General features: G+C 40.0%; 12 protein-coding genes. 10 read left to right on the top strand and 2 right to left on the bottom strand.

Annotated elements, in window-relative coordinates; genetic code table 11:
- Positions 1-32: 32 nt before the first annotated feature.
- Genes BUB56_RS05460 through fabI form a run of 4 tightly spaced genes read left to right on the top strand, consistent with a single transcriptional unit; the run spans position 33 to position 3900 of the window.
- Entirely contained in the window at positions 33-464 is a 432-nt protein-coding gene (locus BUB56_RS05460; protein ID WP_110940361.1) for an FHA domain-containing protein, read from the top strand.
- Between the two features lie 12 nt (positions 465-476).
- The gene (locus tag BUB56_RS05455; RefSeq protein ID WP_110940360.1) at positions 477-1724 is read left to right on the top strand and encodes an FtsW/RodA/SpoVE family cell cycle protein; all 1248 of its coding nucleotides are present in this window, start codon (positions 477-479) and stop codon (positions 1722-1724) included.
- Positions 1696-3102, top strand: a complete 1407-nt coding sequence (locus BUB56_RS05450; RefSeq protein ID WP_110940359.1) for a peptidoglycan D,D-transpeptidase FtsI family protein — start codon at positions 1696-1698, stop codon at positions 3100-3102. Before BUB56_RS05455 ends, BUB56_RS05450 begins: the two co-directional genes overlap by 29 nt.
- Positions 3103-3126: 24 nt before the next feature.
- Positions 3127-3900, top strand: coding sequence for an enoyl-ACP reductase FabI (fabI, locus tag BUB56_RS05445; RefSeq protein ID WP_110940358.1), 774 nt, complete (start codon positions 3127-3129; stop codon positions 3898-3900).
- Between the two features lie 357 nt (positions 3901-4257).
- Here fabI and BUB56_RS05440 read toward each other — a convergent pair whose 3' ends face one another.
- Positions 4258-5364: an MGDG synthase family glycosyltransferase gene (locus BUB56_RS05440; protein ID WP_110940357.1), complete on the bottom strand. Its 1107-nt coding sequence runs from the start codon at positions 5362-5364 to the stop codon at positions 4258-4260.
- 154 nt (positions 5365-5518) lie between these two features.
- Here BUB56_RS05440 and BUB56_RS05435 point away from each other — a divergent pair, with 154 nt between their 5' ends.
- Positions 5519-7114, top strand: a complete 1596-nt coding sequence (locus BUB56_RS05435; protein WP_110940356.1) for an ATP-binding protein — start codon at positions 5519-5521, stop codon at positions 7112-7114.
- The gene (locus tag BUB56_RS05430; RefSeq protein ID WP_110940355.1) at positions 7111-7797 is read left to right on the top strand and encodes a response regulator; all 687 of its coding nucleotides are present in this window, start codon (positions 7111-7113) and stop codon (positions 7795-7797) included. The genes BUB56_RS05435 and BUB56_RS05430 overlap by 4 nt, the downstream gene beginning before the upstream one ends.
- A 17-nt stretch (positions 7798-7814) precedes the next feature.
- On the opposite strand, the gene BUB56_RS05425 is transcribed toward BUB56_RS05430, so the two are convergent.
- Positions 7815-8330 carry a D-glycero-alpha-D-manno-heptose-1,7-bisphosphate 7-phosphatase gene (locus tag BUB56_RS05425; protein ID WP_110940354.1) on the bottom strand — a complete coding sequence of 172 codons (516 nt, stop codon included), beginning with the start codon at positions 8328-8330 and terminating at the stop codon, positions 7815-7817.
- Between the two features lie 666 nt (positions 8331-8996).
- Here BUB56_RS05425 and BUB56_RS05420 point away from each other — a divergent pair.
- From BUB56_RS05420 to BUB56_RS05405, 4 genes are all read left to right on the top strand, one after another.
- The gene (locus BUB56_RS05420) at positions 8997-9629 is read left to right on the top strand and encodes a hypothetical protein (RefSeq protein ID WP_110940353.1); all 633 of its coding nucleotides are present in this window, start codon (positions 8997-8999) and stop codon (positions 9627-9629) included.
- A gap of 302 nt (positions 9630-9931) precedes the next feature.
- Complete coding sequence (locus tag BUB56_RS05415; protein ID WP_110940352.1) at positions 9932-10492, top strand: hypothetical protein; 561 nt, start codon at positions 9932-9934, stop codon at positions 10490-10492.
- Positions 10493-10505: 13 nt separating this feature from the next.
- A complete protein-coding gene (locus tag BUB56_RS05410) occupies positions 10506-11777 on the top strand; it encodes a sensor histidine kinase (protein WP_110940351.1) in 1272 nt (423 codons plus the stop codon).
- 1 nt (position 11778) lies between these two features.
- Positions 11779-12675, top strand: coding sequence for a response regulator (locus BUB56_RS05405; RefSeq protein WP_110940350.1), 897 nt, complete (start codon positions 11779-11781; stop codon positions 12673-12675).
- Positions 12676-12732: the final 57 nt, after the last annotated feature.

Genomic DNA, 12732 nt, shown 5'->3' with positions numbered 1-12732 from the left:
ATCGAATTTGGCCTATGGAGGCAGGTGACGGGATGTTTAATATATTGTCCTTAGTATTTCGCTATTTATTTATCGTGATTATCTATTTATTTATTTTTGGTATCATACGTCTTATCTACCTGGACATCAAGAGCATTGGCGGAAGCAGCATACAGGAAGATACCTATCTAAAGCTGATTAACCGAAAGGACACCTTGCCCTTTAAAGTAAAAGAAGTCTATCCATTATCTGCAAATGTAGTCATTGGGAGGAAAAATGAAAACGACATTGTAATTAAAGACCCTTATATCTCCAATCAGCATGCGCAGATCAGTCTGGATGAAGAAGCATACTTCCTAGAAGATTTAGAGAGTGCCAACGGAACCTATCTGAATGGTGAGCGCATTATGGATGCTGTGAAATTAAAAAATGGAGATCGTATTAAGATCGGACAGATTGAGTTTTTATTTGTGGCCAATGATTAAAGAGGTGCAAACATGTTAAAAAAAATATTTAGTTACAAAAATCCTCAAAATCTGATTGTGTTGATGAATATATTGGCGCTGGTACTGCTTTTTCTCTACAAGGATCAGTATGATAGGCTCATTCTGATTTCTGGAGTCTTGCTAATGTTTATCATTTATATATCAAACTTCATATTGTTAAAGACCTCCTCTGGTGATCATTATATTTTTTTGATTATGGGGATGCTGGTCAGTATCGGGATCATTATGATTTATAGGATTAATTCGACCATTGGGTTTAAACAGATCGTCTGGTTTGGAATCAGTATGATCGCTTATTTTTTGGCCTACATGATTGTAAAAAAGGGAAAGGGATGGCAGCGTTGGACCAGGTATTATGCTGCAGGGTCATTGATTCTTTTTCTGTTGACACTAGTCTTTGGTACAAAAATTAAAGGGGCAACCAACTGGATTCGGATAGGAAATCACAGCTTTCAGCCTGCTGAGATGATTAAGCTGGTATTTGTTTTCTTTCTGGCCTCCTACTATGTAAATAAGGATAGGCTGCTCAATAAGTATGTTTTCTTAGGCATTGTATACGCACATATGGCTTTTCTTTTTGTCCAAAGGGATTTAGGTACAGCCATGCTGTTCTTTTTAGTCTTCATGACCATATTTTACATTTATGAAGAGGATCGAAAACTGATTTATTATAATTTATTGGGTGCAGGCGTGACTGCTTTTTTCAGTTTTTTGGCGGTGAATCATGTGCGCATTCGGGTGGAAACTTGGATCGATCCCTGGCGGTTTATAGATAACAAAGGCTATCAGATTACCCAATCCCTATTTGCCATTGGTACAGGAGGATTCTTTGGTACCGGTGTGGGTTTAGGACATCCTGAATTCATCCCAGAGGTGCATACGGATTTTATTTTCTCTGCTATCTGCGAAGAAATGGGTATCTTTGGCGGCATTGCAGTCATCATGCTGTTTTTGATTCTTGTTTATAGGGGCTTTAAGATAGCCCTCAATCAGCAGAATCAGTTTTTCAGGATTGTAGCTTTGGGCATCACCGCCATGCTTGGATTTCAGGCATTTATTATTATGGGGGGTGTGATGAAGCTGATTCCCTTGACGGGTGTAACACTGCCTTTTGTTAGTTATGGAGGGAGTTCTTTGTTGTCAAGCTTTGCGGCTTTAGGAATCCTGCAGGTCGCTTCAGAGGAGATTGAATCAGAACAGGAGGAAGAGCATGAACATCGAATCCAAGAGGATCATTAGGGTGTTGATCGTGCTATGTACATTATTTGTAGGACTCATTGTCTATTTAAGCTATTTTGAAACCTTTCAGGCATCAAAGGTTGTAACCAACAGCTATAATAAAAGACAATGGCTGAATGAGGAATATGTCCTGAGGGGAACGATCACTGATCGTAATGGAAAAGCGCTGGCCTACAGCGAAAAGGTCGACGACAGGCAGGTAAGACAATATAAGTACGGCCGTCTTTACAGCCATGTAATTGGCTATAGCTCTAAAGAATATGGAAAGGCAGGGTTAGAAGCTTCTTATAACAGCTATCTTTTAAATATATCCGATAATAACCCGCTGTTGGAGATCCGTGATAAAATAACAGGGCCTCGGGAAAAGGGAAACAATCTGCGCCTGACGATTATCCATGAACTGCAAAGCTATGCAGAACAGCAGCTTAGGGGAAAGAAAGGGGCTATAGTACTTATGGACCCTAAGTCTGGCGAGATTTTTGCCATGATCAGCAAGCCTGATTTTAATCCGGCTACTCTGCGGGAGGATTGGGAAGAGATCGTAGAGGATAAGGACAGCCCTTTGCTGAACCGAGGGGCCATGGGATTATATACGCCCGGTTCCGTGTTTAAAGTGATTACAGCTGCTGCGGCACTTCAGAAGACAGATATAGACCAGACATATACTTGTGAGGGCTCTATCAATATTGAGGGTTATGTATTGAGAGATTATCAGGAAACTGCCCATGGAGATGTTGATTTAGAAGAGGCATTGGCAGAATCCTGCAATGTAGCTTTTAGTCAAATGGGAATTCAGATAGGTGAGGGAGCCTTAAGGGAAGAGGCAGAACGGTATATGTTTAACCGTGAGATTCCTTTTGCTCTGATGACAAAAACCTCCCAATTTCCAAACAGAGGAATGATGAGCAAGCCGGAGCTGGGTGCTACAGCCATAGGACAGGGAAAAATACTGACTACCCCATTGAATATGGCACTAACTGCTTCTGCAATTGCCAATGAAGGTCGAATGGTAAAGCCTATATTGGTAAAGGAGATCATATCACCGGAAGGGAGAACCGTAAGAACAAGCAGTACGGAAACCCTCTCTAGAGTTTGTACCCCTATGGTAGCAGAAAAGCTGACTGATATGATGATTAAAGCAGTGGAGACAGGAACAGGAAAAAATGCCAGGATTCGAAATGTGAAAGTAGCAGGAAAGACAGGAACAGCAGAAAATGAAACGGGAATGGCCCATGCTTGGTTTATTGGTTTTGCACCGGCAGATAATCCAAAGGTTGCCGTGGCTGTAGTTCTGGAAAATGCAGGAAGTACCGGTGGAAAGAGTGCAGCACCCATTGCAAGAGAAATGATGCATGCAGCTTTAAACAGACTAAAATAGATCTATTGGAGAGGGGATTCTAAAATGCAACAATTATTAAAAGGAAAGAACATATTGGTAATGGGTGTGGCGAATAAGTGGAGCATCGCTTGGGGTATAGCGCAAAAACTCCATGAGGCTGGTGCCCATCTGGCTTTTACATATCAAGGGGAAAAGAGTGAGGAAAATATACAAAGACTCATTTCTGATACCATGCCTGAAGCGCCGATTATTCACTGTGACGTACAGAAGGATGAAGATATTCAGACGGCCTTCCAACAAATTGGGGAAAAGTTTGGTGTTCTTCATGGAGTTATCCACAGCATCGCCCATGCCCGGAAGGAAGAACTGGAGGGACAATATTATGATACCTCCCGAGAAGGCTATCTTATGGCCCAGGAAATCAGTGCTTATTCCCTGGTGGCTGTCACCAAGTACGCAAAACCTCTGATGACGGAGGGGGGAAGTATTGTGACCCTGACTTACCTAGGAGGAGAGCGTGTGATTAAAAATTATAACGTGATGGGTGTAGCAAAGGCTGCACTGGAAGCCAGTGTAAAATACCTGGCTGTTGATCTGGGAAAGGAGCATATTCGCGTCAATGCCATCTCTGCAGGGCCTATAAAAACATTAGCGGCAAAGGGCATCAAGAATTTCTCCAATATGCTGAAGGAATTTGAAGAGAAATCTCCCATGGGAAGACTGATCTCCACTGAAGAAGTGGGGAATACAGCCTTATTCCTATGCAGTGATATGAGCAGCGGCATTACAGGCGAAAATCTTCATGTGGATTGCGGATATCATGTAGTTGGGTATTAAACTAAAAAACATTGGTGTACTTGATACACCAATGTTTTTTATATAATAGGAAAGTTCTGCTTTCCTATTATATAAAAAGAGGGGTTGTAGGGGATGAAATCCCCTGCCCGCATTCAGGAAGGTGCTCAGGCTGCCGCGCAGCCGTCGAAGGAAACCTAGGGTTTCCTAGCGAAAGCATCGAAGATGCTTTTTTAGCTTGCCTCTGTAAACTATAATTTTGATTTTGTAGGATGCGGCCCCCCGTGTCCGCCCACTTGTTTTAATAAGGCATCTGCGAGTGTACAGAGTCGTCCACCCATTACCGTGTCACAATCTATGGCTAAAACATAATATCCACACTAAACTTTAACAAAGCCCTTAGTTTAAAAGATTCAATAAGAAATCTACAATTTCTTTTGTAGAATCAGGCTTGCGCAGTCTGTGCATGTTTTGCCGGATAATATTATACCTTTCCTTGTCTTCTTTTAGAAGATTGATACAGGAGATCAATGAATTTGGACTGGTGGCTACCATACCAATGCCATTGTTTAGGATAAACTCGGTGTTTCGTTCTTCTTGTCCAGGTAGATTCCAGGTGACAATGATCGGCAGTTCCTTGATTAAAGACTCAGTGACCGTAATCCCACCAGGCTTGGAAATGATGATATCGGATACGGTCATGAACTCATCAATGTTGTTGACATAGCCGAAAACCTTGAGGTTAGGCCTTTGGATCTGTGAAAGGTAACGATAGAGTTCCTCGTTTTTGCCTGCTATCGTAATAATCTGAATATTAATATTGTAGGTAAAAAGATAGTTCAGGGTTTCTGTGATATTACCAAGTCCCAATCCACCGCCCATGATCAGAGCTGTAAAAGTATTCTCAACCCCAAGCTTTTCACACAACTGATTTCGATCCAGCTGATGCTTAAACTTTTCATCTACCGGAATCCCTAAAAAACGCCCTTTTTCAGGCGGAATCTGCCAATACTGAAATTCATATATGAAGTTCTCTGACGGAAGAATGTAGTAATCTACTTCTTTGTTGATCCAGCTGGGATGAATCGTATAGTCCGTAAGGATAGATACGATAGGAATGTTTATTTTATTTTTCCTCTTTAATACGGATAATGCCTCAGCCGGAAATGGATGCGTACATACAATCACATCAGGCTTAAAGTCATCTATGAGGCGTAACAGCTTCTTGGAGAGCAGGACTTTGTTTAAAAACTCACTGACGTCGGTAATAGAGCTGTCAGTATACTCTGAGCGTTTGTAGATGAAACCGTATAGTGCTGGAATATACTTTATGGACTTGATATAGGCTTCGAAAACAATTTTATGAAGATGGGGATGCATATAGTTAAAGGTATCGATAATTTCCACATTATGATCAGCGCCTCGTTTTTTCAACTGGTCAGCGACTGTTTTTGCTACTTGATTATGTCCTTCACCTGCAGATACTGTGAAGAATAAAAAATTCATTCGCTTCACCTCCTAAGTTATTATTATAGCACTTTTCTTGAAAAAATTAACAGATTTTATGAAAAATAAAAAGAAAGGAACCCTTCTTGTATTATCTAAGATATCTATTATATAATTGCATTAAATAACTAAAGTGGGGGTGGTCCCGATAAAATTGTATGGAAAGGCAACCTTACGGATTAAAATTATTATTTTTACGACTTTAATGGTCATGGTACTATTAACAGGGGTGGGCACCTTTAGCTTGTGGTATATTGATAACAGCATTCACAATGTTTTAGGAAAAAATGCGTTGAATATTGGAAAAACAGTATCCTTGATTCGGGATATACAGGTCCATGTAGGTCAAGCTAGGGGGGAATGGGTGATTCAGCCCCTTATTGAAGACATACGCAGAGCGACCAGTGCCGAATATATTGTGGTGATGGATATGCAGGGGATTCGCTATGCACATCCCACCTTCAGCAAAGTAGGCAAAATATATCTCGGCGGCGATGAAAAACAGGCTTTTTTGGGCAAGTCCTATATTTCCAAGGGCGAGGGTTCTTCCGGACCATCCATCAAGGCTTATGCGCCGATTTACCGAGATGGACAGCAAGTAGGTGTCGTTGTAGTAAGCATGCTTTACCCTCACTTTACAAAGTTTTTGACAGAGATCGAAAGTGGGTTTTACTATATTCTGTTGGGTGGTTTCTTCTTAACCATATTTGGCTCTGCCTTGCTGGCACGGAATATCAAAAACCAGATTATGGGACTGGAGCCTGAAGAAATTGCAAAGCTTTTAAAGGAAAGGCATATTATTCTCCAAACAGTAAAAGAAGGCATCATTGCTGTGGATCACCAGTATCGGATTACGATGATCAACGGCGAAGGCAAAAAAATACTAAAATTAAATGAGGATGTTATTGGCAGAGATATCCGGGAGATCGTTCAAAACAGCCATATGCCTGAAGTAATTGAATCCGGTATTCCGGAGCATGATCGAGAGCATATTTTGGATAATAACCGGGCCATCGTGGCCAATACACTGCCAATCAATATAAAAGGGGAAGTGGTAGGGGCCGTATCCAGCTTTCGGGATTTGACGGACCTGCGCAATCTGGCGGAACAACTCACGGGTGTTAAACGGTTTATTGATGCACTAAGAGCCCAGAATCATGAGTTTTTAAACAAGCTTCATACTATTTACGGATTACTTCAACTAAAGTCTTACGATGAAGCAATAAAATATATTGATAGTATTAGTGAAATTCAGGAGGAAATGCTGGGATTTCTGGCGAAAAACATTAAGGATGATGCAATTTCAGGGCTGCTTCTGGCCAAATACAATAAGATGCAGGAATTGAAAATTGATTTTACTATGGATCCCAGCAGTAAGTTGAGCCGCATAGAAACATTAGATACCAATATATTGGTTACCATCATAGGAAACCTGCTGGAGAATGCTATGGATGCGGTAAGTGGCATGGAAAAGGACAAGAGAAAGGTAAGTCTGACATTAAACGATGGAAATGAGGAATTGGAAATCATCGTAACCGACACCGGGGAAGGCATTGAAGATAGACACCTGAGCAGGGTTTTTGATTTTGGATTTACAACAAAGGTTGGAGAGAATAAGGGGGTTGGGCTGGCTTTAGTAAAACAGATCATAGACAGCCTGGAAGGAACCATCCTGCTGGACAGCCAGAAAGATATAGGAACAGAAGCGATTGTGAGCATTCCAAAAAAATATAAAGTGGTGAGCCAATGAAAGAAATCAGTGTGTTGATTGTTGAAGATGATCCTATGGTACAGGAAATCAATAAGAGATTTATAGCCAAGCTCAAGGACTTTCACGTTGTGGCCGTTGCAAGCCATGGGGAGGAAGCATTAAAGCTGCTGGAAACCTTAAAACCGCAGTTAATTCTTTTAGATATTTTTATGTCTAAGGTGGATGGACTGACAACCCTAAAGGAAATAAGAAGAAGAGGGGTTAATTCCGACGTAATATTAATTACGGCAGATAAGAGTGTGCAAACGGTCCAGGAAGCCATTCGCTACGGTGTGGTAGACTACATCATTAAGCCCTTTAAATTTGACAGGTTCAAAGAAGCCTTGCAAAACTATAAACGATTCAAGGATAAGCTCCAGGAAACAGAAGTGTTTCAGCAGGAGGAACTGGATAGTATTTTGCACGCTTCACAGGAGCAGGGGGATCATTCACTGCCTAAAGGACTTAATCAAGTCACCCTAGACTCAATACTAAACTATTTACGGAAGAACACAGAATATCTTACATCTATGGAGTTGGCTCAGGCAGTAGGGATTGCCAGAGTGACTGCCAGACGATATATGGAGTATCTGGCAGAAAAGAAAATCGTCGATATTGAATTGGAGTATGGCAGCGTAGGAAGGCCTATACATAAGTTTCGCATCAGTGAGGAGAATAAATAGTATCAGTTATGCTGATACTATTTTGCTTTAGCCTGTGAAAGAATCAAATGAGCGGCCTCTAAGAGATTATCTACCCGGAAGTCTGCATTTTTATAGGGAGCACCAATTTTAACAGTGCTGCAGCCCGCCTTTCGTCCGGCATCAATATCCATCTCCCGATCTCCAACCATGTAGGAAGAACCTAGATCGATTTGATGCTCCTTGGCTATTTTCAGGATCATGCCCGGTTTAGGCTTGCGGCATTTACACCTGGTCTTAAAATGGGGACAATATTCCACGCCATGAATCCTTACCTCATGCTTTGACAGCTCTGTGAGCATTTGGTGATGGATGCTTTGCAGGTCTTCATGAGTAAAATAACCCATTTCAATTCCCCCCTGGTTGGTAACCACAAATACATGAAATCCAGCTTCATTAAGCAGTCTAATCGCTTGTGCAGTCCAGGGATACAGCTTTAAATCTTCTGGCTTATTTACTGGGTCTTTGTTATCATTGATGACACCGTCTCGATCTAAGAAAACTGCCTTCTGCATGGATGTACCTCCTAATAGATAACTGCTTTTATACACGTAGTATTCTCTAGGTGATGAATATATAAACAACTGTTTTTTTGATTACTTGTCATACGTTACGCGATACACGATTTTAGAAGCTTTTATTGAGTTGGGTTATGGATAACTAAATTTTAGTACCATACTTCAGATATAAAAAGCTATCAAGAGTTGTGTAATGATCAAAGGGTTATAGCAACGTGTAACGAAACTCAGAAGCATATATATCTAGTACTGAGTTGCTCAAATAAGAAAAACAATCTTTGCAAACTATACATAAATTTAAGAAACCGTTTCACCGTTGGATTTCCGGGTAAATAAGGCTTATATATAGATTTACGCCAGTAAAATGAATGATAAATGTAGGGGACGACCTATGTGTCGTCCCGAAAAAGCGGGCAGACACGCAGGTTTGCCCCTACAAAACAACACCTTGTTGTAGACGCATAAATTTGTAAAGAAGAAGGAACAGTATAATTTTCCAAAGCTGTCACCCATAAGGGTTCCGAAAGCATATGCTATAGAAACAAAAAGGTGAATCTATCCTATTCTTCATCAGTATATGATAAAATAGAACGTATGAAAAGGTTTGGCAAGGGTTAAGTTAAGAACAATACTGTTCGAATCAAACATGCAGGTGGTGATGAAATGAGCAAGGAAATTTTAGATAGCATCAAGGGAGCATCTTTAGAAGCCATATTAGATATAGAAGACTTTGAAGCCTTAGATTGGGTATGGATCAATCGCGAACTCTTTTCGGATATCGTATTCAATTTGAAACTAGATGAAGCAATGGGTGAAGGGGCCTTAGAGCAGCTCCTGGAGATTAAGGATGAGGAGATTTTCAAAGTATTAGAGGAGCCTTTCCGACAAAAAGGATATTTGCCCATGCACCAGCTCATATTTGCAAATTTGGAGAAAGGATACCGGCCGACAGAGGATATTCAGACCGTTATTTTTGTTAAAGAGAAAAAGCATAAGCAGCTTTCTATAGCATTGGCGAAAGAATATGAATGGGTCCTAAAATCTATGGCAATGGACACTTATTTTCGTATGGGATTGAATTATACGAGTCTCAAAGAGTCCTATGAGGATCTCTATGAAGGGAATAGCAGACTGATTGAGCAGCTGTTATCGGAGGGAGAGGTCTCCTATCTGACCGGAAAGTGGCAGTATATAAGAAAAACCAACGAATTATACTTCTACAAAACCGATGAATATCATAGCAGTTGGACGGAGGGAGAAGCGCTCTCAAAATTCCGAGAACTACATCACCGATAGTCAGTGAATAAGCGGGTTGCACAATGTGCAGCCCTTGCTTTTTCCGGTCGAAAAAGAGATAAGAGGTATAGCCTTCTTCATCCTTCCACTTTACTTGGCCATTATCCTGGATATCATATCGATAGACATAAGTAACCTCATCTTTTAAGATCAGTTTTCCGGTACTGCAATTTGGACACATCATCTCAAAAACATCCTTCATAAACCTATATTCTACAGTATCTGTATTTTTTCTTAATCTATTCTGCAATTAGTGCTATAATAAGGTATATACGTAATGTCTTTGTCGGAAGGAGATCGATATGCAGCAAAGCATACAAATTATGAAAAGGGTTGTCTTAGAGCTGGAGAAAACTGCTGCTACAGGAAATAAGGTACGGGTAGAGGCTTTAGTCAATGAAATGATGGACGTCTGCTTGAGGCTCAAACAAGTAATCGATGAAAAAAAGAGTATAGAAAGAAATATCCACATGAAAGAAATTAATGAAATTTCTTTTTTATATAAACCGGTTTTAAAGAAAAACTATTATGAGGGGACTTATCTCGAAGAATTTGCACAGAAACGAACCTCTGATCTGAAGGATGCTAAGGGACTGGATTCTCACAATAAATTCTGGCAAACCCACGAGGTTATTCGGGGGAATGTTTTTGGCTCTGTTCCTGAAGAACTGGTCAGTAAGGATACGGCCAGAAAGCTTTTAAGCTACGGCTGGGACAAAGTAGATGTAAGGGTTTTGGAAATCAAGGACCGGAATTGCTCGATGAAAGAATTTGTAGAGTATTGCGAACTGAATTATGATAAATTTCTGATTGTAAAGGAAAAGTCTACGGGAGCAGAATTGGTCTTACATTACAAAGTATAAAGTGGGTGTGATCTTGAATCTGGATCAGAAGAAAGTCGAGAAGATATTTGCTACCTGCATTCTTACTGTATTTCTAGGGCAGATTTATTTAAATCCCTTTTCCACAGGATTTCGGTTTTCCTTTAGTGTTACCGCATTATCCCTGATGCTTCTATATTTTAAGGATATATCGATTAATCTTGCTACCACTACAGTAGGACTATTTATGTTTATATTTCGATCCTTTGTATTTATTGCCGGAAATCCCGAGGCTACCTTTGCACAGGCCTTCGAAATACACTATCCTGTAGTGCTGTTTTATGTGTTTTTTGGAATTCTATTTGATATGCTTCAAATACGGGATAAAATAAATAAACTTGAAATCTTCATACTGTCTCTCTGGTTTTGCGACAGTATGGCCAACATCATAGAGATTGCCCTGCGGAACGAATCCATTGAATACCCTTTTGAGAGTGTAATTCTAGCCATCATTCTCATGGGAGCCATGCGGTCTATCCTTACACTGTTGATTTACTCCCTATCGGTTTATTATATGCAGCGCTTTGAACGAGAACGCAAGGAAACCAAGTATCGTGAGCTCATTTTGTTTATATCCAGCTTAAAAACAGAGCTTTTCTTTTTGCGAAAGTCTATTACGGATATTGAAGAAGCGATGAAACGGAGCTTTAACCTATATGAAAAGCTTCGTGACACAGAGCAAAGAGATGATGCTCTGTTGGTAGCAAAGGATATTCACGAGATTAAGAAGGACTATATGCGTGTAGTAGCAGGAATAGAAAAGGCTTTATCGGAAGAACATGAAAATCTGTCTATGGATATAAAGGATATTTTTGCAGTCATCAATGACAATACGAAAAAGCTTATTGCTTCTAAAAATAAGAATATTATTCTGCGATTTAAGTATAAGCACAACTTTCAGACAAAGGATTTTTATCAGCTTATATCTATCCTGAACAATTTAATCATCAATGCCATTGAGGCCATTGATGAAGTAGGCATTATTACGATTACAGAGGAAATAGATAAAACAGATTGTGTATTTCGGGTAATAGATAATGGAGGCGGTATCAACAAGGAGGAATTGGAGTACATTTTTGAGCCGGGTTTTTCTACTAAATTTAACCCTATGACAGGGGAAATGTCCACAGGAATTGGATTAACCCATGTAAGGCATATCGTAGAAAACCATTTTCAGGGAGAAATATCCGTGACCTCAAAAAAAGATGCTAAGACGGTTTTTATGGTTAGAATTCCTACAAGGAAAATTATGAACAGGAAGTGGTAAGATGCAGTATAATTTCTACATTGTAGATGATGACAGAAGTATCCGTCAAATACTTAAGAACATCATTTGCCAATATGATTTAGGGGACGTAGTTGGGGAGGCTGATCATGGGGTGAAGGCGGTTCAGGAGATCCCCATATTAAATCCTCATATCGTACTAGTGGATCTATTGCTGCCTGTAATGGATGGGATTTCTATCGTTGCTGAACTAAGAGCGAACAATAGCAAGGCCCATTTTATTATGATTTCTCAGGTGACAGCCAAGGAAATGATTTCAAAGGCCTATACCCATGGTATTGAATTTTTTATTAATAAGCCTATTAATGTGATTGAGGTTTTATCTGTCATTAATAAGGTGAAGGAAAAGATAAAGATGCAGGAAGTGATCCAATCCTTTGAAAAGGCCATGCAGGGAATCAACATGCTAAAGGGACTGACAGCTCATGGCGATGTGGCCTATAGTGATAAGGATAAAATCAAAAAAATACTGTCTCAGTTGGGTATTATTGGAGAGGCAGGAAGCAATGACATTGTAGAAATCCTGCTGATGTTAATGGAGACCGATGAGAAGGATAGGAACCGCATGCTCAACCAGAAAATGTCAGAACTGTATAACCGCCTCAATCTCCGTTATGTCCATCAATATGAGATTTCTTCAAATACAGCAGCCATCGAACAGCGGATCAGAAGAGCTATCAATAAGGCATTGAGCAACATTGCCAATCTGGGAATTGAAGATTATGGAAGTGAATTGTTCATTCGTTATAGCAATACGCTTTTTGACTTTGGAGAAGTAAGAAAACAGATGGATTTTATACGGGGAAAATCAACTTATGGCGGGAAAATCAGTGTGAAGAAGTTTTTGGAAGGTATTTTTGTGATTCTCAAAAATGAATAAAATTCTTGCATCACTTTCAAATTTTGAAATTTTAAAACTAAAACCTGTATGTTTTAG

Source organism: Geosporobacter subterraneus DSM 17957 (assembly GCF_900142145.1).
GTDB classification, from domain to species: Bacteria; Bacillota; Clostridia; order Peptostreptococcales; family Thermotaleaceae; genus Geosporobacter; species Geosporobacter subterraneus.
The sequence above is the reverse complement of the archived record's forward strand: the minus strand, read 5'-3'. Positions and strand labels throughout refer to the sequence as shown.

Coding starts and splice junctions, on each gene's coding strand:
- BUB56_RS05440 (WP_110940357.1), bottom strand. CDS start 5,364: ATGAATTTTTTATTCTTCACAGTATCTGCAGGTGAAGGACATAATCAA.
- BUB56_RS05420 (WP_110940353.1), top strand. CDS start 8,997: ATGAGCAAGGAAATTTTAGATAGCATCAAGGGAGCATCTTTAGAAGCC.
- BUB56_RS05405 (WP_110940350.1), top strand. CDS start 11,779: ATGCAGTATAATTTCTACATTGTAGATGATGACAGAAGTATCCGTCAA.
- BUB56_RS05450 (WP_110940359.1), top strand. CDS start 1,696: ATGAACATCGAATCCAAGAGGATCATTAGGGTGTTGATCGTGCTATGT.
- BUB56_RS05430 (WP_110940355.1), top strand. CDS start 7,111: ATGAAAGAAATCAGTGTGTTGATTGTTGAAGATGATCCTATGGTACAG.
- fabI (WP_110940358.1), top strand. CDS start 3,127: ATGCAACAATTATTAAAAGGAAAGAACATATTGGTAATGGGTGTGGCG.
- BUB56_RS05460 (WP_110940361.1), top strand. CDS start 33: ATGTTTAATATATTGTCCTTAGTATTTCGCTATTTATTTATCGTGATT.
- BUB56_RS05415 (WP_110940352.1), top strand. CDS start 9,932: ATGCAGCAAAGCATACAAATTATGAAAAGGGTTGTCTTAGAGCTGGAG.
- BUB56_RS05455 (WP_110940360.1), top strand. CDS start 477: ATGTTAAAAAAAATATTTAGTTACAAAAATCCTCAAAATCTGATTGTG.
- BUB56_RS05425 (WP_110940354.1), bottom strand. CDS start 8,330: ATGCAGAAGGCAGTTTTCTTAGATCGAGACGGTGTCATCAATGATAAC.